This is a genomic window from Alicyclobacillus pomorum DSM 14955, assembly GCF_000472905.1.
Lineage (GTDB): Bacteria > Bacillota > Bacilli > Alicyclobacillales > Alicyclobacillaceae > Alicyclobacillus_A > Alicyclobacillus_A pomorum.
Map to the genome: position 1 here is coordinate 20,158 of NZ_AXAR01000022.1, position 22,060 is coordinate 42,217.

At 50.8% G+C, this 22,060-nt stretch carries 21 protein-coding genes; 2 read left to right on the forward strand and 19 right to left on the reverse strand.

Going from position 1 to position 22,060, the window contains the following annotated elements:
• Positions 1 to 168: 168 nt before the first annotated feature.
• Complete coding sequence (locus tag YWK_RS0116255) at positions 169 to 492, reverse strand: hypothetical protein (protein WP_026965637.1); 324 nt, start codon at positions 490 to 492, stop codon at positions 169 to 171.
• A 165-nt stretch (positions 493 to 657) separates the two neighbouring features.
• Positions 658 to 1,746, reverse strand: coding sequence for an MGDG synthase family glycosyltransferase (locus tag YWK_RS20370; RefSeq protein ID WP_169727200.1), 1,089 nt, complete (start codon positions 1,744 to 1,746; stop codon positions 658 to 660).
• A gap of 576 nt (positions 1,747 to 2,322) precedes the next feature.
• On the opposite strand from YWK_RS20370, the gene YWK_RS0116265 reads away from it, so the two are divergent.
• On the forward strand, positions 2,323 to 3,849 hold the full coding sequence (locus YWK_RS0116265; RefSeq protein WP_026965638.1) for a phospholipase D-like domain-containing protein: 1,527 nt from the start codon (positions 2,323 to 2,325) through the stop codon (positions 3,847 to 3,849).
• 68 nt (positions 3,850 to 3,917) lie between these two features.
• Here YWK_RS0116265 and YWK_RS21190 read toward each other — a convergent pair whose 3' ends face one another.
• The 16 genes from YWK_RS21190 to YWK_RS20410 all read right to left on the reverse strand — a co-directional run bounded on the left by YWK_RS21190 (position 3,918) and on the right by YWK_RS20410 (position 20,909).
• Positions 3,918 to 4,763 (reverse strand): alpha/beta hydrolase, encoded by an 846-nt coding sequence (locus YWK_RS21190; protein WP_026965639.1) that lies wholly within the window; start codon positions 4,761 to 4,763, stop codon positions 3,918 to 3,920.
• A gap of 304 nt (positions 4,764 to 5,067) precedes the next feature.
• Positions 5,068 to 5,496, reverse strand: a complete 429-nt coding sequence (locus YWK_RS20380) for a YetF domain-containing protein (RefSeq protein WP_051375686.1) — start codon at positions 5,494 to 5,496, stop codon at positions 5,068 to 5,070.
• A 492-nt stretch (positions 5,497 to 5,988) separates the two neighbouring features.
• A complete protein-coding gene (locus YWK_RS21625; protein WP_084453800.1) occupies positions 5,989 to 6,156 on the reverse strand; it encodes an HU family DNA-binding protein in 168 nt (55 codons plus the stop codon).
• Between the two features lie 167 nt (positions 6,157 to 6,323).
• Positions 6,324 to 7,118 carry a replication-relaxation family protein gene (locus YWK_RS0116280; RefSeq protein ID WP_026965640.1) on the reverse strand — a complete coding sequence of 265 codons (795 nt, stop codon included), beginning with the start codon at positions 7,116 to 7,118 and terminating at the stop codon, positions 6,324 to 6,326.
• Between the two features lie 9 nt (positions 7,119 to 7,127).
• Complete coding sequence (locus YWK_RS20385) at positions 7,128 to 9,566, reverse strand: type IV secretory system conjugative DNA transfer family protein (RefSeq protein WP_051375687.1); 2,439 nt, start codon at positions 9,564 to 9,566, stop codon at positions 7,128 to 7,130.
• A 13-nt stretch (positions 9,567 to 9,579) separates the two neighbouring features.
• Positions 9,580 to 10,584: a transglycosylase SLT domain-containing protein gene (locus YWK_RS0116290; protein WP_026965641.1), complete on the reverse strand. Its 1,005-nt coding sequence runs from the start codon at positions 10,582 to 10,584 to the stop codon at positions 9,580 to 9,582.
• A gap of 57 nt (positions 10,585 to 10,641) precedes the next feature.
• Positions 10,642 to 12,435: a hypothetical protein gene (locus YWK_RS0116295; RefSeq protein ID WP_026965642.1), complete on the reverse strand. Its 1,794-nt coding sequence runs from the start codon at positions 12,433 to 12,435 to the stop codon at positions 10,642 to 10,644.
• Positions 12,432 to 14,936, reverse strand: a complete 2,505-nt coding sequence (locus YWK_RS20390) for an ATP-binding protein (protein ID WP_051375688.1) — start codon at positions 14,934 to 14,936, stop codon at positions 12,432 to 12,434. The genes YWK_RS0116295 and YWK_RS20390 overlap by 4 nt, the downstream gene beginning before the upstream one ends.
• A gap of 14 nt (positions 14,937 to 14,950) precedes the next feature.
• Positions 14,951 to 15,367 carry a TcpE family conjugal transfer membrane protein gene (locus YWK_RS22945; protein ID WP_026965643.1) on the reverse strand — a complete coding sequence of 139 codons (417 nt, stop codon included), beginning with the start codon at positions 15,365 to 15,367 and terminating at the stop codon, positions 14,951 to 14,953.
• Positions 15,368 to 15,376: 9 nt separating this feature from the next.
• Positions 15,377 to 15,718 carry a hypothetical protein gene (locus YWK_RS0116310; RefSeq protein WP_026965644.1) on the reverse strand — a complete coding sequence of 114 codons (342 nt, stop codon included), beginning with the start codon at positions 15,716 to 15,718 and terminating at the stop codon, positions 15,377 to 15,379.
• A 2-nt stretch (positions 15,719 to 15,720) separates the two neighbouring features.
• Positions 15,721 to 16,311, reverse strand: a complete 591-nt coding sequence (locus YWK_RS21195) for a metal-dependent hydrolase (RefSeq protein WP_026965645.1) — start codon at positions 16,309 to 16,311, stop codon at positions 15,721 to 15,723.
• 352 nt (positions 16,312 to 16,663) lie between these two features.
• Positions 16,664 to 17,044, reverse strand: a complete 381-nt coding sequence (locus YWK_RS0116320) for a hypothetical protein (RefSeq protein ID WP_026965646.1) — start codon at positions 17,042 to 17,044, stop codon at positions 16,664 to 16,666.
• Between the two features lie 178 nt (positions 17,045 to 17,222).
• On the reverse strand, positions 17,223 to 17,738 hold the full coding sequence (locus YWK_RS0116325; RefSeq protein ID WP_026965647.1) for a sigma factor-like helix-turn-helix DNA-binding protein: 516 nt from the start codon (positions 17,736 to 17,738) through the stop codon (positions 17,223 to 17,225).
• Between the two features lie 477 nt (positions 17,739 to 18,215).
• Complete coding sequence (locus YWK_RS20400; protein WP_169727201.1) at positions 18,216 to 19,046, reverse strand: ATP-binding protein; 831 nt, start codon at positions 19,044 to 19,046, stop codon at positions 18,216 to 18,218.
• Positions 18,973 to 19,797, reverse strand: a complete 825-nt coding sequence (locus tag YWK_RS21200; protein WP_051375690.1) for a DnaD domain-containing protein — start codon at positions 19,795 to 19,797, stop codon at positions 18,973 to 18,975. Before YWK_RS21200 ends, YWK_RS20400 begins: the two co-directional genes overlap by 74 nt.
• 461 nt (positions 19,798 to 20,258) lie before the next feature.
• The gene (locus YWK_RS20410; protein ID WP_035467333.1) at positions 20,259 to 20,909 is read right to left on the reverse strand and encodes a helix-turn-helix domain-containing protein; all 651 of its coding nucleotides are present in this window, start codon (positions 20,907 to 20,909) and stop codon (positions 20,259 to 20,261) included.
• An 84-nt stretch (positions 20,910 to 20,993) separates the two neighbouring features.
• Between YWK_RS20410 and YWK_RS22005 the strand changes: the two genes are divergently transcribed.
• Positions 20,994 to 21,155, forward strand: a complete 162-nt coding sequence (locus YWK_RS22005) for a hypothetical protein (protein WP_156909194.1) — start codon at positions 20,994 to 20,996, stop codon at positions 21,153 to 21,155.
• Positions 21,156 to 21,669: 514 nt separating this feature from the next.
• Here YWK_RS22005 and YWK_RS0116360 read toward each other — a convergent pair.
• Positions 21,670 to 21,900 (reverse strand): helix-turn-helix transcriptional regulator, encoded by a 231-nt coding sequence (locus YWK_RS0116360; protein ID WP_026965648.1) that lies wholly within the window; start codon positions 21,898 to 21,900, stop codon positions 21,670 to 21,672.
• Positions 21,901 to 22,060 lie beyond the last annotated feature (160 nt).

Consider the following 22,060-nt stretch of genomic DNA (forward strand, 5'->3'; position numbering starts at 1 on the left):
AACATATACCCCGAGGTCACGCCTTAATATGACCGTATGTTTATGCTTGTGGATACCACTGAATAAAAGCCATGTGTGTGAGAGAACAATCTATCATGTCAAAGGACATATGGGAGACAAGAGCCATGAAAAACAAGCTGCCCAAAAATCAACCCAGCGAAATCGAAATCAACGTGCCACACCCGTGCTATGTTGATTAACAATAAAGATCAGCAAGTTTGACAATGACCGAATTAGAATTGGGTATGCGGTGCGAAGAACATCCTTTGGGGGCTCATTTGTTTCTACAACACTCACCACATACGTAGCTTGTGCCTTTCGACGAAACGGACGTGGGTTTTTGGGATCTACAAAGTTAAATACTAATCGAATGTTGTCTTGTTGTGGCTCGACCAATTGATAACCTGTGTGATTAAACTTTTTATGCAGGCCATCCGCAAATCTTTTCTTGAGTTCACTGTCTAAAGCCCCATAAACAGCGTAGTGTGCCATGAGAACACCTCCGGATTGGAAACAAACCATATTTTTAGTGTTTTACCGGAAATTTATTCACTTAGCACATAGATTGCAGACTATAGTAGTCATAGTCACGGAGTTGAATGGAAATAAACTATCAACAACCCCTTACAAGTCCTTCTGGACTTCTGCAGTTGCTGTTTAATTCATGTAGCCTACATTACGTAAGACATGCTGCACAACGCGTTCGGCAGCATCAGAACGCGCAATGCGCTCACACGTCTGTGACATTACCCGTTGCCTCTGTGAACAGCGTAACTGGGTAACAGTTTCCTTAAATTCTTTCAGATTTCGAACGACCTTTCCCGCCCCCTCGTGTTCTAAAAAAGCCGCATTATCCGCTTCTTGTCCAGGTTGTGGTCGATAAAGCACCATGGGACATCGAGTAGCTAAACACTCACTCACCGTAATTCCGCCTGCTTTAATTACTGCAAACTCAGCTCCACGAAACCAAGCATCCACATCTTCAACATAGGGTAGGGCCTGTACACGTGGAATGCGGAGAGCAATCTCCTTTATTTCCTGATACATGGAGATACTTCGACCACACATGACGTACACATCATAGTCCGGTAGCATGTCACAAGCGGCTTCCACCGTATACGTGATATGAGGGAACACCCCGCGCCCTCCCGTCGCAAACACAATGTACGGATGTTGTCTTTGTGTGACCAAATGCTCAGTTCGTGTATAAAATTGTGGTCGAATTGGGATTCCTGTGACTACCAGTTCTGAATGGCGTGGTACAAAAGGCTGCGCACGTGCAACGAATCTTTCATGTGGAAGGAAGTATGTGTTGACATTTTCGTGAAACCAATGTCCATGAATGCTATAGTCTGTTAAAACAACACCGATGTACGGTTTGTGCAATCTTTGGGGCAGAGACGCTATCGCGTGATCCGGGAACACTTGCAGGACTATGTCGGGGCGATGTTCTTCAATTGCAGCGATAGCGGCGGATTTAGATACCCTTGAAGCGAATTTCCACAGTTTGCTTTTTGAACCAAAGTGAGCGGTTCGATTGTACATCATGCCATAGATGTGTGAGCCATGGCGTGTAAGCCAATCGTATGTCGATTCCAACAATCCGGCAATGTAGGGACTTGTGGAACGAAAGCAGTCTACCTCAATAGTTTCTACTCCCCGTTTCACAAATGCGTATCGGAGTGCGCAGGCGACTTGCCGATGTCCGTCACCGAAGGCCGAGGTGAATAATAGCGCTTTAACCATGTTGTCCCCGTGTCCACATTCCATTGGACGTTCCGGCTTGCTTAATGACATATTTCCTAATCAAATCTTCCTTCACCCTTCCTAGGTTTTCGAATCGTTAAACAACACCTCTTCGCCAATCAGTAATGCCAATATTGCATACATCCACTAAAATGAACGCATCCGAGTTCAGAAAGCGCATAATTTCCACCCCCAATCGAAGTTAGTTGAAAGTATTATCCCCATGTCACGCGAAATAACACATTTTGTGATGTCCTAAAATTTGGCGTGTAACATCAACTATTCGTCGTGCCTAACACGACATGACTTGGGTCTTTCTAATTCTTTGGACGATGGGTCGTTTAGGTATCGACCCAGCACGGCATGAAATGGGCTGCTTCTGGAAAGTATTACTGTCAACTCGGCATGTTAGACGCTTACATTGGAGGCGAGTGGGATGCGTAAGGTTAGTGGTTCTGTCACGCAACATGTGTAGCAAGCGTCCATGTTGCACAGGTCCGTCATGTGTCTTTCAAATTCTAAGCGTTCGCGTCGCAGCACCGTTTGCATCCTTTCATCAACGTGGGAGGACTTAGTTTGGTGTGGATTGTTGGGCTGTACTTGTTGAACACGTTCTTCATGTTAGTCGTATTAATTCGCGAGGTACGCCGGCCGGTCAGGGCTTTGACTTGGCTAACCGTCGGCCATGTTTTGCCTGTCATTGGTTTTGGACTCTATCTCATCGCATCGAGTCCCGTGCGCATAAAACAAGCAATACCGACTTCTCCGAACAACGGGTCGGACACGTTGCCGGATTCGTTCAGCCGGTCAGCCTCGGTCATCGCACAAGCTTTACGAAAGTTGACCGTGAATGGACTTCGGAGTGCCCGAGTTCAGGTACTTACAAACGGTGTTGAAACATATGAAAAGCTCATCAAATCTGTACAGAACGCGGAAAAAACGATTGATCTGGAATATTACATATATCGAGATGACCAAATTGGCAGACGCATCACGGACCTACTGATTGAACGGGCCGCCGCCGGTGTAAAGGTTCGCTTTCTGAGAGACGGTTGGGGGAGCCGACAATTCCCGCGGCGAGAGATCATACGGATGATGGACGCAGGGATTGAATGCCGGACGCTGTTTCCAGTTCGCTTCCCGTGGCTCAGATCCACCCTGAATTACCGGGATCATTGTAAAATTGTCGTGATTGACGGAAAGGAAGCTTTTACAGGTGGTATCAACATCGGAGATGAGTACACCGGATTTCAGCCAAATGTAGGATTCTGGCGCGATACCCATGTGCGAATGGTCGGTGAAATTGCAGTCGATTTACAGGCAATCTTTAATGCCCACTGGAACATCTCTTCGCCCGAACGGATGAAGAAGAGGACACGCTGGAACACGAAGACGAAGAATACCCGAAAGCCTTTTCAGGGTCCAAGGTATAAATCGAACATTTCATCAACCTGCGCGGCTTCTCTTTCCACGTGGTCGGTAGAACTCGGCGCTGAGTTGAGCTCCATGAATAGCATCGGTGTTAACGCCGCTCCGAGCACAAAGGCGTTACAGAAAGCGTACGTACAGACGTTACAAGGTAATCCTGGAATTCCGATTCAAATCATCCGGCAGGCCTACTTTATATGCCTAACACAAGCGACAAAGACCATTGACATCACCACGCCCTATTTCGTGCCCGATGCAGACATCATCATGGCAATAAAGACATCCGTCACCCGCGGTGTGCGCGTAAGATTGCTGGTTCCTCGCCACGTAGATCATAAAATCGTGGGCGCTGCAAGCCGTACTTACTACGGTGAACTGCTAGAAGCCGGGGTCCATATCTACTTGTACGACAAAGGTGTGTTGCACGCTAAGCTGATGACCATTGATGGGGATATTGCCGTCGTAGGGGCCGCAAACTATGATATGAGAAGTTTTCGCCTGGACTTTGAGGTGTCCGAAGTCTTGTACAGTGCCGACGTTGCGCGGGAAATCACCGAACAATTCGAGCGCGATCTTACTGATTCCGTATCACTGCGCATCGAAGATCTGCTGCATCGAACCCTTTCACAGCGCATTCTGGAGCAGGGAGCGCGCTTATTTTCGTCGTTGTTATAGCCTACACTGCTCCGTTACTTCACCATACTCTGGAACACTCATCGTTTCATACACAATGATGCATTATCCTAAAGATGGCATTTCAACCACTCGATAATACTTTCGTAGACAGTCTCTTTACTATCCTCTTGCAAAAGCTCATGATTTGCTTCAAACAAAACAAATTTTTTGTCTTTTACCTGTAACGAATCGTAAAATTCTTGTACAGCGACTGGATCCACTAATGGATCATTTGTTCCACCGAGACAGAGTGTAGCCATTTGAAAATTTCGTGCTTTCCTCAATGCCTGTTGGCCGTTGGCAAGGAGTTGATTCACCCATCGGACGGAAAAATTACAAGTAAACAAAGGATCATTTTCCACAAATGTATATGTATCAGTGAGCCGACAAACCCTTGTTACAAGGTTACACCACTGATTCAGATCCATGGACATCCTTGGGGTAAGGAACGAAAGGAAGTGACACACGAGATATAAAGATTTTGGAATATGAAATCGAAGTCTCAAGGCAGGTGATGAAAAAATCGCTCCCTGCACTTGACTTACATACTCTTGCCCATACCGTGCGACGATCGTCCCACCCAAGCTGTGTCCTAACAAGAAGATGGGTTCACCAGGATGCACCTCCCTCACAAACCCAATAAATTTGTGCATGTCATCCAGATACTCATAAAACGAATGTACGTGGCCACGTTTCCCCGTCGATTGTCCAAACCCCCGCAGATCAAATGCGTAGAAAGCAATATTATGTTGCAAACAATACCTTCCCAAATCGACGAACTGTCCGGAATGCTGACCTGCCCCGTGAATAAATACCAAAACCAAGGAAGGTTTGCTGGGAATAAATCTGCGATAAAAAAGTTCAGTTCGCTGATTCACGTTAAACTTCCCGACTGCATTGTGTACCATTCCCATGTCGGCTCCCCCGCATTTTTTCGAAAATTCATTCTGAGTATGAGCAGTTACGGAAGCTCTTATCAAGGGAAAAAATGTATGTCTAAAAGGGGTTATCAGAACGGAATTTTGGGTTAATGAATCCATAAAAGCACAATTCATTAGGGATGTTTAATAATACCGAAATTGACTCGTGCCATGGACCAATATTCCTCATATTACCTTTCCCTCTCACAATGCTGAGGGGCAGTTCACGACATAATCACCAAAAATTTGATATTACGTCGGTTTTAACCGAAACCGCTCCTCATTTGATCCTTAACGGTTACTCTTTTAAAAAGGGACTGATTTGTGCGATCAGGCTTTTAAGATGGGTCGCTGCCTCGCCATAGGTCTCCTTGGCTTGTCGATTCTCAGTTTGCAGAGCGAACATCTCGAGATCTGCTTGGATTTTTTGCAAGGATGCTGCCAGTAAAGGTTTTTCCTTAATTGGCGGCTCCTTTTGCACATCCTTATAGAGGTCAACGTACACATTTCCATTTGAGTCCACTTGTGCAATAAATACGTCTCTGAAATCTGATGCACCCTGCTTCATGATTTCTCCCAGCAACCATTCCCTTGTATAACCGAAATGTTGTAAGGACTTTTCCATGACGTGCCCGTCAATGATGAGCAGTCTGGATTCATTCTCTGAAATGACTTGTATCCCGGCATCTTTGGGAGTCAGCGGTTGTAACTCGGTCTTCTTCGCCAAGATAATGGATAGAGTTAGGTTCCGTGCATTCGTCGTGAAGAGCTAATTCTGACTAACGGTATGTAACTTTCATTTCCCATGACCAATTCTAGCAGATAATTACCTGGTACCAAAGAGTCGTACTTTATTGCATATAATTTGTATTTTGTTACAGAAATAGGACAAATATTATTCCGCTCATCGAGAGTGAGGCGATATGCCGAATTCCCGTGGTTCTTGAAGCCGGTCACTCCTTACGAGGGATGTCAAATACGTTGCATGGGTTAAATAATCTGGAGGCCTATCTTAGTTTAGATGAAGATGGATGACTGTAAAACAATAACAATTCAGGGAGAAACAACAATTTAAATAAACCGAAAAAATGGTATCTGTAGTCGGTTTTTGGGGAACACGCGAGAAGCTACGGTACTGTCGTGAGCGAGGATCCACTTGAGCCGTCCAAAGCTAGGCCAGCCAACGAAGAAACCCGTCTAGGTCCCGGGCGGGCTACTTTCAGGAAGCGATGTTTTTCAGAACGTCTTCTTTCGGTCTCCGAACGATAGTCGTCTTTGCAGGAATCATAATCGGCTCACCGGTTTGAGGATTGTGACCCCTGCGTGCGCTCCGTTCCGTAATCTTCAGCGTACCGATGGCACCTCCGTTGATTTTTACCCTTTTCACCTATGTGGCATTGTACGACAAAATTGGTCTCTAACATGTATCTCTGTAGGTATCTCTGTGGGTATCCATCTGAGTGTCTCTGTGACTATCCTTACATATAAAAAATCCCTTACGGCTGTAAGGGAAATTAAAAAGACTTTATGCCTTCCGCTATACGTAAGCCATTTTTATAATGCCTGTTCGCTGGCCTCTCTCACTGTCTGTTTTCCGCCTCCTAACCAGTCCTGTTCCTCTCCTTCCGTGAAGAATAAATGTTGCATGTCATCAGGTAGAGCGATCTGTTTTCGTAATGCTATATACACTCTCTGGAGGAAGTTCTTACGGGCCTCGGTGGGAGTTACCCATACCACGGGTTTCATGTGCTTACCCAGTTCTTTGTGCAAGTTGGCATAGGCGCGGAACTTACCTTCCAGCTTTGCGGTCGATTCCGTGGCGTTGTCATATTCAATCCACGCGGAACGACCTCCATTAACACCAACTGCCGCGTCTGGACGTACGACTCGACTTTTTTCCGATTCTCCGTTTCCATACAGGCGACGAGACAGAGCTATTTCTTCCGTAATCTCACGCGAGGATAGCCACGTTACATTCTGTCGGCCGTAGCGTTGCACAGTTCGCACCGCAATATTGTTGATTCCCATGTAGTGCGCTAACTGACCTTCCGGGGCCACTCGCACACGATGCTCGATTCCAAGCATGTCGTAAACGTATCTAACGCCAGTCACGGTTAGGGAATAAACCATGAATCTAAAGCGAGGACCCGGCAAGAATCGATGCCGAATCATCGGTTCTTCCTCGGTACCTGCCTTTTTGTATATCCGTCTAAAGCAATACGCGACTTTCGTATCGGTCCATCCCGTCAATATCTTTATTTGTTCGCGGGTAAGCATCCCGCCATCAAACAACATCCCCAATACCTGTTCCTCGGGCTTGAACGGTAACTCGGGCCACTTTAGAATCATGCAATCACCTCACAGGGAAAATAGAACGTCATCTTCGGATTCCGGCTCTTCTTCTCGCTTTTCCTGTTGCAACGGTGTTTTCGTCATCAGATAGTCGTCCAGTTCCGCGTCGATATCCTTTATGGATCGACCGTCGCGGGCTTGTAACTCCCGGGCCTTCTCCAGTGCCAGCCTTGTAGCCTGTTCGATCTCCCGGGGATTGTCTTTGTTCACGGGTTTTCCTCCCGGTAAGTACATATACGGTGGGGGTACAGTCACCTCTAGGCTTCTCGGTTGACCATTGATTTTGGTGTAAACCGCAACCGTGCGCTCGGGCAGACCCTGCAAATAGGAGCGCTCAAAGTACCCATTTGTCATAGCCGCAACACTGGCCGCAGCGTCTGTCCCTTGGGCGCACGAGAAGATGTTCTGCACGTTGTTTTTGACAGCGAGTTTTAGCCAGTCAGCGAATTGTTCAACGAACTGGGTACTCAGGCCGAGGGACAATCCGAATTTCCGGTCCTCCGCAATGATTTTTTCCTCTACCGGGATCTGTACCTTGTGAGCCTCGTCAACTATAAGGAAGTGCGTCATGGAGCCAACTTGCCTTGTCTGCGCGGCCCTATGGTACTGCGTAATCAGAAATCCGGCAGCGAGCTTCATTTGCTCTTTGCCAACTCCGAGGACATCCCAAAAGAAAATGTGGCCTTCGTCCATGTAGCGTTTGAGGTCTAGGCTAAACTCGCGCTGTCCAAACATACGGCGCATGGCCTTATTTGAGATAAACGGATTCAGACGGTTCAACAGCGGTCCCATCGCCTTCTCGATATTGCCCTCAATCGCCGGGAATTCTCGTTCCCAAAACATGCGGAGAACTGAGTCATGTACATGCGCGAGTACACGTTCGCGGAATCTCTCGTCAGTAAACAGCGGGATTAGGCCGACAATGGTATGGGCCTGTGATTCGTCCTCCAGCAACGTCCGCAGCCCGTTTCTCAGCAGTCGGTCCATCTGCGGCGTGTCGCCACCGTAGGCGAATTTGAGCAATTCCATCGCTTCTTCCGCCAAGTCGTCGGCAGATGTTCCCGGAGCCCTATAAAGCAGGTTCAGGCCGATAGGATGCTCCGAGTTTTTGAGCGATACATAGTGAACCTTACTCCACTGTTCGTCTGTCAGGCCCGCGTTCAACATACGGGTAAGCAATATCACGATGGTTTCCTGCGCCGGGTCTATCAAGCTAAACCCCGGGGAACACGGAGACGATTTCCACTGCTGGATTAACGAATCGCACATAGCCACTAATTCCGAGGATTTACCCGAGCCAGTCATGCCCGTAAGCAGGAAGTGCTTCTGGAACTCTTTGAACGGAATCGCCACTTGCCTTTCCTTCTGAACGGGGTGCTTCATCACTCCGATATACACGCCCTGGTTCAGCTCGCCATCCTTCAACGTCTGCGCGTGTTCACGTACAGATGGGATGTACTGAAAGACCGGATTGCGCGAGTCGGGAATATGCCACAGGCAAGCCAATTCCGGGGCCGTGAGTATCATTTCATGAAATCTTGGAGGTCGGCCTGACCGTATGCTTTCCGCAGCCTTTTTCCCACGAAAATAGCGGTTTTCCGTGAGGTAGTTGTACGATTGCCAGTCCATAAAGCCGTTGACCATCGACCGCAAGCGGGAGTTCGCAACTGCTTTCACATACTTCTCCTGTCCTTTATCTGGAGTGGCGCATACTCCAAGTCGAATCCACGTTTGAAAACCGAACTCCTGACCCGTATATCGGCGGCGAACTGACTGGACGCGGTTCTGGTCTTGCGGGTCTAGATCCGACATCTTTGTTTGTTTCGTGGTCTTCTTAGGAGGGGTCCCGTGGCCGTCGCTTACAAGGTCTCGGGCGACCTCGTGTCCTAAGTGTGCCAAACGATCCAATGGGTCAATCCGCTGGTCTCCTTGCTTGCTCACGGCGCGTTCGGTACGCTTCACAACGTTGTACAGCGTTCTGTGAGACGCAGGGGAAATGACGACATCGAGAACAGTTTCTTCGTTGCTTTCCGCGCCAACCCCCATACCGTACAGAATCGACGGGAGCGGGTCTCCATCCTTTAGCGTTCCAAGGGGAAGGCCCTTGCGGTCTCCTTTTTGCCCGAGTTTCAGGAACGTGCCCATGTATACGCGCTGTAAAAAGTCCATATACTCGGGCTGTACTTCTGCACGTTCCAGTTGAGGAAAGGACGAAAGAAACGCGGCAGAAAAGCCTTGCATCCTGTCTTCGGCAATCCCCATGTACCACTCGACCTCTCCCGCTGTCGTCTTGCGGAAAATGGAGCGAAACATGGTTTGCCCTTTGCGAAGTGCTTGCACCATAGGCCGCTGGAATCCCCACAACTTGTTCAGGAACTGCGTTACTTGGCCCGAGTGAAGTTGATGATTGTCTTTCGGTAGAATCCGAAGGTAACGCCAATCCATATACACAACCTCCTTATTGCGCCCATTTCGGCGTTGAAATTCCTAGCATCTGCAACGGGTTTTGTGGACCTGTCACGTTGATGTTTCCGGTTGTGAAGCCTATCACCGAGCCAGCCTTTACGTCGCTCCCGTTATTGGTCCACGCCACAACGCCTCCCGAGAATTTGAGCGTCCCGGCCCCGGTGTCTAGTGAGATGGAATCACCCGAGCTTCCGTACTGGATGGAAAGCGTACCGTCGACAGGCGCGATTATCGGGTCCCACGCTGGCGCCGATAATGTGATGTTGTTCCCGTTGTTTTGACTCAACTTTGAATTCGTGCCGCCAAGGAACCAGTAACCGTTTCCGGCCTTTTGCGGCGGCGTCGTGGCTATAAACCCTTCTGTGTAGCCGAAAACCGTGTTCACGTACGCCTGTGTCTCCGACCCGTACCAAAAACACGCGAGACTCCAACGATGTCCATACTGGTTGTAAAGCTGTCTCAGGTACGTGGCCGCTGCCATCGCCGCATCGGCAGGGTCAAACGGGCTTGCTGAGCCATCCCCGTTTGCGTCTACGCCGTATCCTCCGTACTGCTTGATGCGTGATGGGTTTGTGTCGAATGTGGAGTTGTTCGAGTACGGGTTTGCCCATCCAGACCATGAAGCGGGTTCAAACTGAAACATCCCTGCGGCGTGCGTTCCAGGCGCGTAGTTCGTGGCGTCCGGCCTAAATCCAGACTCGGTTTCCGCTTCCCCGGCAAGTAGCTGTAATGGCACACGTTCTGCCATAGCGGCGTGCTGTAAGTCGGGTAGATACTTGGCCGGAATAACGCCGGGCTTTACCGCGACAGGCCCGTTCCAGTCTCCCGGAAGCGGCATGTTTGCAACAGCGTCAAATGCTTGTGGGTCAAGAATCGTTAAGAATGTGACCAATGACATGAAAGGCAGGAGGATGAAAGGAGAAATCGCGAGACCCGCAATGAGAACGGTTTTACCCGGATTCGCCTTTACCCACCGCAATACCACGGCTTCCAGCAAAGGAATCACCTCCTACTAAGCGGCTTTGAACGGCAATAAAAAAGACCCCGAGCGGGGTCATCTTATCGGCCTAAATCGACGAACGGGCCGATTGTTTTGCGGTTGTTGTGTCGTAGATACCTGAACCTTTCTCGCCACCATCTTTGGCGCTGGCTTTTCGGTTTTCGGCGGATTCTGCGACATCGTTGCGACCTTTTCCTTCAAAGCCGATTGACCGGATTTCACGCGATATACCTTTGGTGGTTCTGAACTATCCCTTTGAACCGGGGGAGCGATATCGCGCACTCTCTTTCGTATCGGCTTCTCATTCTTGGTTTGGCTCTGCTCTGTGAAACTTTTATTTTCACTGACGAAGTGAGCCATAACACCTTTCGTCACAGGCTTTACTGGACGTTTCGGTTTTGCGTCATCCACAACACGCTCCGTATTTGTGGGACGCAAGCGACCTGCCAACGCGCCTTTTGTAGCGGTCTTGGTATCGCTTTGTGCCTGTACGCCAGTGGGTTCAGTTGCCGCTTTCCTGTTGTGTATCTGCGCGATTTTCCGAGCCATGTTGCGAACTGGCGCGGTTCCGCGTTGAGCCTCAATCTTGGCCTTTTGAATTTGCTCTTTCCAAGACCACTGATATTCTTTCGGAAGTCGGCTCGATATCGCTTTGATGAACCAACCACGGTAGATAATCGCCATCACGCAGATTACGCTATTGATCATCAATCCGACCATCATCGTTCCGTAGTTCGCCGAGAATAAGGCGTTTGACACGAGCTCCAAGACCAACAGCGTAATCCCGAGATACATGGCATGCAGAACCTTGGAGATAAGCACCCCGGCTGTGTTTTTAAGCGTCTTGAAAAAGTAATTCCATCCGTAGTCCGGGATAATCCCGAGCGGAAACGTCACCGCGAGCTTCAACACCAAGAAGATAAACCCGAACGTAAACGCTAGGAGAAGGCAACCCATGAGCCCCACAAAGATGATGGGTGGCAGAATCGCCAACGGGAAGAACACATAGAACGCAGCCTCTGCCAATCGTGCAGATGGGTCAGGATTCGCGTTTGCGTACGCTCCCGCCCGCTGAGTGCTCGTGTCGTAAAGGATTCCGGCCAGATTGCTTCGTGCGTCTCCGCCTTCCTCGTGACTGAGCATCAGATTGACCCAGTTATCAGTTGGCTTGATGGTTTGCTGTTTCCCGTTGTCATCCTTCCATGTCTTCCCGACTTCCTGCTTGCTCACGTTGTAGTCTGACAGGTTCGGGCTTGCCTTACCGAATTCGCCTTGCTCCCACGGGGTTAACACGTACTGGTCCCAAATCACTGAAAGCGTGTTGTTGATATTCGGATTCACGCCGACTGTTCCCGTGGCCGCTTGGCCTATCTCTGACGCCGTATTGAGCATCCAGCCGGACATTGCATCGTCAAACGTCGTCAGTTGCTTCATGACGGGCGCGAAGTTCGTGTAGAAGTACATCGCCATGCCCGTTATCACAACAAACATCGTGATAATTTGCATTACCGATGCGTGATGCGCCCGGACGAAGCGATACAGCAGGAACAACGCGACGATTGAGACCATGGCAGGGAACAGCGGCAAGAACACCGAACTGTAACCCTTATGGAGCAAGTTCCCGATTTCCTGTTCCACCGGGTTCAGCAACGAGCTTGGGTCGATAGAGAATTGCAGGAACGAAAGCAAGGTGTTGAAACTCATCGTCCCAAGCGTAAAAACGAAGTTGGCGACATCGTTTAACGCGCCCGGGACTACACCGCTCAACGGATTAAGTGTCTTCCACGCGCTAGGCGGGATGTAGTCCCACTGGTACGCTGTAGGCGGGTACTGATTCCACGGAATCAACTCACCGCCACCTGCCTTCTGCGGGCCTGACCGGGTGTCGTACTGAACACTTCTTTCAGGCTTTCCGGCAGAATGTCAATCTGGATTTCACCGACTCTCCCGAGCGGGTCACGTACTATGCCGCGTCCTTTCTCGTAGGCGGAGAATGTTTTCTGCCAATCCTCGTCTGTCGGCAAGTTGAGGATTTCTACGGCGTGTTTCACTTGGATGCGACTCTCCAGCTTGAAGAAGAACATCCAACCAAGGTTCGCCGTGATGTCGTCGTTCTCGTCCTTCGGCAGTAGCACGTCCGGGTTTTGTACGCCAAGGATGAGGATTAGATTCATGGCGCGTCCCATCAGCAGAACCTTGTTGATTAGCGCACGGCCTTCGGGTATTGCCCGCAGCATCCACGCCTCGTCAATCAAGAAGAATTTGATGGTGTTTATGTCCGACTCCATCAGCTTTTTAAGGCCGATCTGCGTGGATAGGTACAGCATCGACACCGCGAAACGCTGGCTGTCACGCCATTTGTCCGGGTTCGTTTGCGAAGCGTCAGGGAAATCAAGACCCAACAGGCTTTGCACAACCAATCGTGCGGACGCAACCGAGCGGGATATACCGTCCTTACCGAACACGCAAGACTTCACCGGGTCCGTACGATACTGCTCCAAGAGCCGGATAAACAGCTTCCCGACCCTTTGCTCTTCCGGGTCATCGGATTCGTTGACTTGTTCCTCTAGGCACTGGATGAACGTATCCATGTCCCATGTGTCGCCTTGGTACATCCGATGAAGCGCCGCGTCTATTACGATGGACCCGTATTTGTCCTCTCGGCTGCTAGATATGTTGAACAGAATCGACAGCCAGCTTTGCGCGATAGCCCGACAGTCGTGCGCGGTTTTCGCCAATCGGAACGGGCTGAACGCCGCGTCTGAATCCGACCCATACCGCAACCAGTACGCTTCATCCTGCCACTTGTCGTAAAGGCTCCAGTATTCGTCCTGCTTAGGGTCTAGGACGAATCCCACGCCTCCCATAGCGAGGATGTGGTCACCGATGTACTTCGCTGTCATGGACTTACCAGACCCGAGCGTACCAACCAAGGCAATAGATCCCGTGTGGTTCAGTACCGTCATCGGTCTTTCCGGCGCCATGAATACCGGTTTGCCGCTACCGAGCAAGTGACCGAGCAACATCCCTTCCGGGTCCCCTAGTGCGCTCGTTCCCAAAGGCGCGGCACAGGACAGCACTCTCGGTTCGGCTGGCACGTTCCAATGGACGCCACCGACCGTACAGGGGAAGAATGCTCGCCACAGCGCAATTGCATCGCCCGGAGGATGTACGGGCTTTGCGTACCCGTCGTAGGCGTTAATCAGGATTTCCTCTCGCTCGATTAGCGTGTCCTCGTTATCCGCACCAATCGCGAGGAATGCCTGGAATTCGACAAGCGGCATGCGCTTCAGCTTTTGCTCTAGAACTGGTGCATCTGCAAGACCGTCCTCGAGGTCGAGCGATAACTCGCCATCCTTCTCGAATTCTTCCCACTGGTCTAAGGCCGCGCCTTTCTTGCGTCGAACCTTACCACGCGCCAAATGCCCGGGCGTTACCTCGAAATGCACACAGGCGTCAATCGGGAAGTCCAGCCGTTCCAGCGGATAGTAAAGCCACTCGTCACCGAAGTCCTCGATGGAGTCTGTGAAGTTCGCCAACGCCATGATGGACTGATAACTGACTCGCTTGTTGATATGCACTATCCTCAGCCGAAACAGGTCCTCTTTAACGTAGGCGGACGCTATATCAATCATCGTGGAACGGTAAGGCCGTTTGGATTTCCGCCCGCGTCTCATGGAGGTTGCTGTCGCCAGTTCCTTCGGCATCCTGCTTGGCGGTTCTTCGAGACCCCTGAAATATGGTTTTCGGTGTAGCCATTCGATGTCGGCAGGACTCGCACGCTGTACCGAGCCGCCCATCGCGGCGTTTAGTTTCGCCAACAACTGTCTGTCTGCAATCTCGGCCGTTTCAATGAGATGCACCGGGATCTCTCGTCCTACGCCAAACACTCTGTCCTTTAGGTAAGCAAGACCTCCAAGAACCTGTTGCGCCACTTGTGACATGGACCGTTTGATATGCTCAGAGTCCGAAAGGGCCGTGTCGATACGAAACCCTGCCACCGATGTACGCAGCGGAAGGACGAGATACACTTCCCGGTCGTACGCCTGACGGAACGCCAACTCTTCAATCGCGGCGTCAACATGCGCTTGCCATTCTTCGCTATCGGATCGGGAGCGCATGTGTTCTTCCAACTGCCTGAGTGACTTTTGCCTTGCAACACTCAGCAACATGCCTTGCCCGCTATACATGTGCAGGAACCGTTCAAACCTCTCGGAAACCGACCACTGCTCATTCTGTCCCCGATGTTCATACGGGAACTGGGGTAACCGATACACGCCCCAAACGCGGCCCCGCGAGTCGAATATCCGGTTTTCGTGCCAGTGTATAGCCGGGAAAAGTTGAGCCACTAAAAACACCTCCCTCAATCTTGGGGAGGTGTACGACGAATGATGCACTTTGCGTTAAGGGTTACATTCATGGGCTTTTTTCGTATTCGGACTGGTGTCCATCCGTTTGTTCCGTGCGGCCTAAAGAGGTACGCAACGAAGTTTAGTACATAGAGGGGAAGGGGCTTTCCGTCAGGGTCGATCTTGGTCGAAGCCCACGCCCCAAGTGCGGCTAACCCGAAGATCACAAGAGGCTTTGACAATGGCCTACCCGTAACGATAGCGGATAGGCCTGAAATCATCGGTTGCAAGAAACGCGCTGGAATAAGGCAAATGAGGAACGCAAGCATCCCGTCTAGGGTGATACGAAAGCCAAACGGAAACTTGAAATTCCCCAAACTGGTGAGCGCGGGCCGCTGTTGCCACAGCTTTCTATATGTCCTGTTCGCCATTACATCACCTTATAGCTGCTGGAACAGGCCGGCGAACCAGCTAATGAGAGGACCGAGCGCCTTCGGGTCGAGTACCATCACGCCCACGATTACAGCAACAACGACCAACGAAATGAGCTTTGTATGTTTGTGCGTAATGAAGTACCACGTAGCCAGAATCGCCAAGAACAACAGGAACACGAACGCCACCTGCGGCATGACGTAGATATACACCCCGCTCCCCGGGCCGCTACCGCCAACTCCTACAGACGGTACACTTGCTAATGGATTGCTAGCAGCAAATGCAACCGATACACTGCATACTGCGGTTAAAAACATTGCAGCTATGCTTCTCATAACCGCTTTTTTCATCGTTAGTACCTCCCGAAAGTAATGGTTTTAATGACGTGCCAAGCGAAGGAATCCAGAACCGGCACGTGAAAACGCAAATTCACCAACGCCCAAGAAATCCCGATAACAACGACAGCCAACTTGAAAATCAAGCAAACAATCTCTTCGCGTAGCGAATTCACTGGAATAGCCAGCGGTTCAGGTAACACCCTCACCCAGTACGGCAAGGGCCAAAACAACTGAACGCCTTCCGGGTTGAATAGGTCGATAAACGGGTGACTTGCGTATCCAATCACCATAGACCACGCGAGGCTATCCCACGGCATCCCCCCAGGCAAATCAAAGTACAAGAAACGGACCAACAAGGCCCATACTGCAACGACTGCAAGTAAGCTGTGTGTGACAGTCCTGTGTTTCAAGAAGCGGGCGATTATGCCGACAAGCGGCACTCTGTGCGACACCGCGCTCTCGGGGTGGTCGATATCTGGAACCGTGGCCGATAGTCCTGACGCGATAATCAAAACTGGAGACCACCAATGTACTGGAGCATGTGTCTCGACCAGTATCAGTTCCATTGCCAACGCTCCCGTCATCGAGTGCGTGCGGTAGTTCAACGTTGTCCCTCCTTTCCCACTAAAAAACGCCTCTCGCATCAGCGGAGGCGTATGTCAAATGCAAGCAATCAAAACATGGTACTAGCCTGTACTCGTCACTTTGCCCCAGTTGATTGTGGCTTCGCAGTACGGCATCTGGTCGTACACTAAAGACGTTTGTCTTGCCTTCCATGTGGTCTAGACAAACCCGAAGATTACGTTCATATTGCATGTCGCTTGTGTATAGATCTCCACCTTCAGCAACGCTTCGGCTCTGTGATTTTGCAAACTGGCGCGGGCGCTGCATGAACGACTTTATGGACTGGTGCTGGATCAACTTCTACGTGATGAACTGTTGCGTGAATCATGTAAATCAACTCCTGTTTGCCTCAAATGTTTGTGATGGGGTGTATGGCGCGTGAAATGTTCCAGTGATTTCATTGCCTTTCAGCATTCCGGTCCAAACCGCCGTGCCTACTCCCGAGGCGGTAAACGTGATTTGTCCGCCATTCGTGATGCGGCCCGTAACGGGCATGGAATCAGTCGATGATGTATCAGCAACCTCCCCAGCCAGTGACCCGTCGGTCTGCTCTGTCAAGGTGAGCTTATCTACCTCCGTGTTCCGGCTGTACTTCACCGTCCACGTTCCGCTTACGTTTGGGGTCCGAGAGAAAATACCGCACCCAGCTAGAGAGGCAACGACAACAGCGCCAACAACACCGGCAACGAGCTCATTGCGAAGTAGCCACGTCAAACTTGTATCCCTCCAGATTCAATGTCGTTTGGATCAGTCGCACCTTACGCATTGGAGCATTGCACACGCGACATACGGGGCTGCTTACCACGGTTCCCCGGCTCTCGACGGTGCGCCAATACCCGCACTTCCTGCAGATAAAATGCTCTATGTTCATGTCCATCGCCTCATAAAAGCGTCAATGTACGGCAACTTTGGACTTCCACAGGCCCGAGATATAGACACCTTCGGTATCCTTCGTATCGTCAAACAGGGCCATCTGAACGCCGCTGTTTTGCAGCCTTCGGAGCTTGGCTTTGGCGCGTTCCGCGTACTTTTGAACTGTGCTTTTTGTAACGCCCATGTCCTGGGCTACTTCCTGAAAGCTCATTCCGCCCATGAGCAAACGGAGAACACGCGATTCCTGACATGACAGGCAGCGCATATCGAGTGCCACCGGGGCGTCCGTTTCGTGGTTTTCATGCTCAAACATCTCGTAGGTGTCGTGGCTTACGGCGATGCTGCTTAAAACATCGGGGTCAACTAGCACAGTCCGGGTGTCTTCGTAATCCTCCCCGGTCATTTCTCGGAGGGCATAACTGAGGCTTTCAATCATGCTGACGTAGATTTTCTTTTGCTCGAAGTCCTTGCAGAGGTTCTTTTTCTTGCGGAGAAGGACAATTTGCTCTTGGTACTCCCGAATGAAGTCTTGCATGTTCTTCACTCCTGTTTTTGTGAGATCGGAACACGTGTGCCACGCCCACCGCTGCATCGAGGCCGCCCTGTTCCGGCGTGACATACCGCTCGCATTTCGCATTTTCCGGCGGTCGCGCAGACGTCGAGGTCGAAGCAAAACTCTTCGTTTAGGCGATTAGACAGGTCCTGGGGTGTTTCCCATTCGCCGCTTGACGACGGAACAGTCTCCCGCGTTCAGCGTCATCACGAGGCCTCAGTTTCCCTCAAGCTCGATTCGGATCGACCTGTTCTCCCACGAGAGCCGGATGCCTTTGACCGCTCTGAACTCTGGCTATTTGTCGAGTTGGGAGACGAGACTTCGGAGCGTGACCTTGATGTTGCTCACATTCGACTTGTCGGGAATCTTGACCCAACAAACATCCAGCACACATCCGTCTGTTTCGGCTCCAGTTCCGTCACATTCGCCTTACGCTTCATCCCCAATCACTTCACCACGCTAGAGAAGCGCCTTATGACGCCAACTGTCACCAACCATCCTGATTCCCTGGCACATCTCGAGAATGCGATCCACGATGGCGTTGCCCACGTTCACGTACTTCGCTCGAATTTCAGCAAGGCTCATGTTCGTCGTGATGATAAGGGAGCGGTTGCGCTCGTAACGCGTGTTGATGATTTCGTAAACCGTCTGCTCGACCCAATCGCTGACTCTCTCCTTGCCCAGGTCGTCGATAATCAGCAGGTTGCAACGCGTGAACCGTCGCATCATGTCCATCTCTGACACCCTGTCGTCACCATAGGCACTGCGAACCTGAGCAAGCAGGCTCGTGACCGTGCCGAACACCACCGTGTGCTCGCGGCCGATAAGTTCCATGGCGATAGCTGCCGCCAGATGGGTTTTGCCGGTCCCGACGGTTCCTGTCAGCAGCAGCCCTTTGCCCGCTTCCGGATCGAATCCTTCCGCATACGCCTTGGCTGTCGCAAAGGCCCCGGTATTTGCGGGCGTGACCTCAAACCGTTCGAATGTCCGGGTCCGCCAGCGTTCGGGAAGCGCGCTTCGGCGGAACAGCGCCTCGATGTGCGCTTCCCGTTGCCGATCCTGTTCGAGACGCTCTTGTTCTTCGCGCTGGCGCCGTTCTTCCTCGCGCTTGCGGACGAATTCCGGACAGTCACAGACGAGCGGGCCGAACGGGTATTCCGTGTCGCCGAGCTTGACGGTCGTGATGTGCCGCATGGGGCTACCGCAATATCGGCACTCAGCCGCCGAAGAATTTTGCTTCGATGCGAGCCCACTCATCATCCGGCTGAGTGATTGACCGATGCTTTCCACCTTGTGCCCCTCCTTTCGCATCCTTCAACTCCGACCCCTTCGATGATTTGGCATGAATCTGCGCAAGCTTCGCCTTGCGGTTTTTTCCTCCACGGCCTTCCGTCCGCCAGTTGGCGAGCGTGCTGCGGATGTATGAGAGCTTGCGGACGTTTTGCACCGCGGCCTGCTTGATCGCATCGAGAATCCAGTCCGCGGAGTATTCATCCAACAATGCGACAAGTTCCTCGGCCACCATGCTCGTAACAGCGCCGATCTCGGATTCATAGGCTTGCGAGACCAACGCAAGCGCCTTAGACGATGATGATGATTTCCTGTCTTGTTTAGTTTCGTTTTGTTTATGTTTAACTAATGTGCTACCAGAACGCTGCTGCTGTGACTCCTCAAACGCTCCTGCTATGCCTACCACTGCGTCAACCGGTCTGTCCACTGCTGTGGCTCCTCCCGTGACTACTTGTGTGCCTACCTTGTGACTTTCAAAGCTGACCATCCGATACTTCCCGACGCGATTCGAACAACCTTTCTGGTATTCGATCAAGCCTTTCTGTACGAGTTGATTACGTGCTTTATCTAGGCCTTGCCGCGAAAGACCGGTCATGAGTTGCAGCGTTTGATTGGTCGCAGTAAACCAGTCAACCCAACCGGTAACGTTGTTTATGCTCATGAGCGAGTACCATAAAGCAACTTGACCTGTTGACGGACCGTTTAGCATTGACCAATCCCGGAACGCGTTCAACTCTCGAAAGAAGTTCATCGTGTCACTTCCCCGCTACGGTACTATTAGAACTTGCCCTGGCTTATGTCTGAACTACCTAACCCGTAAATCCGCTCTATTTCGTCCACCACATCCCATGTGTCATGCCTTGTATCCACTCACCGTGCTATAGTCTATGACTCTCCTGGTGCCACCACGTGAGTATCCGTGTTCGATGTATGTAGGTCGTGGCCGTCGAAACACTCATCTCGGCATCAGTTGCACCTCTGTGGACTTCGATGTAATCAATTGCGGACCAAGGAATGAATCTGGAATATCTGTGAAATGCGCATCCGAATTGGTCTGAGATACCATCCCCATTTACCTCGTATCACGGAGTCACCCGATGACATTGGAAGGGCTACGTTCTCTCGTGCAATCATTGCTCCAGCCAATGCGCTCGCGTTCCAAACCTCCTTTATGCTAAATTGTCACTGTGTGTTTTCACAAAGCCTTCTCGCCTACCGGCCCGGGACTGCGAGGAGGTCTTTTTGTAATGACCTCAAAACTTGGAAATTTTCTAGCAGACAACCGATCACCGATTCACACATCGTTGCTGCTTTCCACTCACCTTGAGCGTCAAACTCCTTTTTTCTGTCCCGGAGTACGTCGATGGCGGCTTGCAGTTTGATGATGCTAGTCTCGAGTTTTGCAAGACCGCTCGTTGTGATGATTGGAGTGCCAACCACACTAAACCGCTCTGTTGCAGCCACTTCAACGCCGTAGGTCCTCATCCAGTCCACTGTGCTCATCCGTGACATCTCGTTCACTCCTTCCGCAAGTTTCACGATTTGCTGTATTTCTGCACGTTTTGTGTGAAGTTCCCGTGCTAAGGTGCTAAGTGCGTAGCCAGCATGATTCCCGTTAAATAGGTCGTAGAATGTTTCTAGACCTTGCATACCTGCGATCACAAAGGAGGTCAGCGACTTACCACCACATGCCGTTATCCAATCGAGCATGAGTTCGGGACCTAGCGGCGCGTTTGCGCTCTCAATCCTGCTGATGAGGCTCCGGTCTACGTTCAGCTTGTGAGCCAGCGCTTCTGTCGAAAGTCCTGCCCCCTGACGCAATAACCTCAGCATCTTCCGCACCATTGCGTCCTTTCTCCTCACGTCCTCACCTCCTCTCGCTTGTCCAAAATTCCCCCGGAGCGGTTCACGCCGCTCCCCTAACCCCTCACTTAAGGAGAGATTTCCGTGAACATCCGTCAACATATTGACCACTTACCAGGAAATGAACCGAGTCTCCGTGTTCAGACCATCCTACAACTGGTGCAGGAGATGCTTGCCGACCTTGCCGTCGAGCTCCGCAAACGGTACAGCGAGGTCGATATTAAGCTGTCGATTTCGGCTGAGTAGCTTTTCCTTGTTCTCGCTCTTTCCGCATGGCAGCCTCAACAAGAATCCTGGCGATGATGCGCTGCGCTTCGCGGCTGATTTTGGACTCAACCACTACGCCACCTCCTCGTTAAGGCTTATGCCGCCTCCGCTTGGTCACTTGCGGATGGATCAACCAACGCCACGTTTCTGTGCGGTCCAAATCGTTGTTCTTGAATCTCACGACTACCGCAGGAATTCATCAGAGTGGATCTTGTTGTGGTACGACTTCATACGTACGTGAGATTCCGCTCGTCGTTTACGCCGCTGATCGTGTACCACTCTGGATGTACCTTGTAGCACCCTCATGGGATTACGTGGTATACGTGATGACCAGCTCCACCACAAACCCGGCAATACTCGCCCAGCTCCGTGATGTGCTCGCGCAACTCCTTGGTGTACGTCGTCCGCTTGAGTTTCTTCCTCTTTGGGTACGCTCTTTTCAAGGAACTGGTCCGCCAAAGCGGTGTCTTGCGTTTGAGTGGAGAGCGTTTCTTCATGCCGTTTCGTCAGATGTTCTCGAATCATGAACATCTATCCCATGAAAAAGAACATTAATCGGTTTTCCAAGAAGTTCAGAGATCTTCAATGCAATTCTCAGGGGCGGTTGGTTTGTTCCGCGCTCGATCATGCAATAACCGCTTTTTGACTTGTATCCAAGGAACTCAGCCATTTGTTCTTGGGTATATCCCTTTTCCAAACGAGCGGTCTTGAGCGCTTCATTCACTGCTTTCACCTCCGTTCATGTTTCATGAACTTTACACCTCGATTATATGTTCATGATTTATGAACGTCAATACACAAATACATTTTTCATGAACTTTTTTGGTAAAGAAATTTTGATTGTTCATTGTCCGTGTACAATCTGGTTATGAGGTGGTGAACGG

What these genes read in the sequence shown, in the direction of transcription:
- YWK_RS22945 (WP_026965643.1), bottom strand. Translation starts at nt 15,367, where the DNA reads ATGGCGAACAGGACATATAGAAAGCTGTGGCAACAGCGGCCCGCGCTC.
- YWK_RS21200 (WP_051375690.1), bottom strand. Translation starts at nt 19,797, where the DNA reads ATGAACTTCTTTCGAGAGTTGAACGCGTTCCGGGATTGGTCAATGCTA.
- YWK_RS0116280 (WP_026965640.1), bottom strand. Translation starts at nt 7,118, where the DNA reads ATGATTCTAAAGTGGCCCGAGTTACCGTTCAAGCCCGAGGAACAGGTA.
- YWK_RS0116310 (WP_026965644.1), bottom strand. Translation starts at nt 15,718, where the DNA reads ATGAAAAAAGCGGTTATGAGAAGCATAGCTGCAATGTTTTTAACCGCA.
- YWK_RS21190 (WP_026965639.1), bottom strand. Translation starts at nt 4,763, where the DNA reads ATGGGAATGGTACACAATGCAGTCGGGAAGTTTAACGTGAATCAGCGA.
- YWK_RS0116255 (WP_026965637.1), bottom strand. Translation starts at nt 492, where the DNA reads ATGGCACACTACGCTGTTTATGGGGCTTTAGACAGTGAACTCAAGAAA.
- YWK_RS0116325 (WP_026965647.1), bottom strand. Translation starts at nt 17,738, where the DNA reads ATGCAAGACTTCATTCGGGAGTACCAAGAGCAAATTGTCCTTCTCCGC.
- YWK_RS20385 (WP_051375687.1), bottom strand. Translation starts at nt 9,566, where the DNA reads ATGGATTGGCGTTACCTTCGGATTCTACCGAAAGACAATCATCAACTT.
- YWK_RS20370 (WP_169727200.1), bottom strand. Translation starts at nt 1,746, where the DNA reads ATGGTTAAAGCGCTATTATTCACCTCGGCCTTCGGTGACGGACATCGG.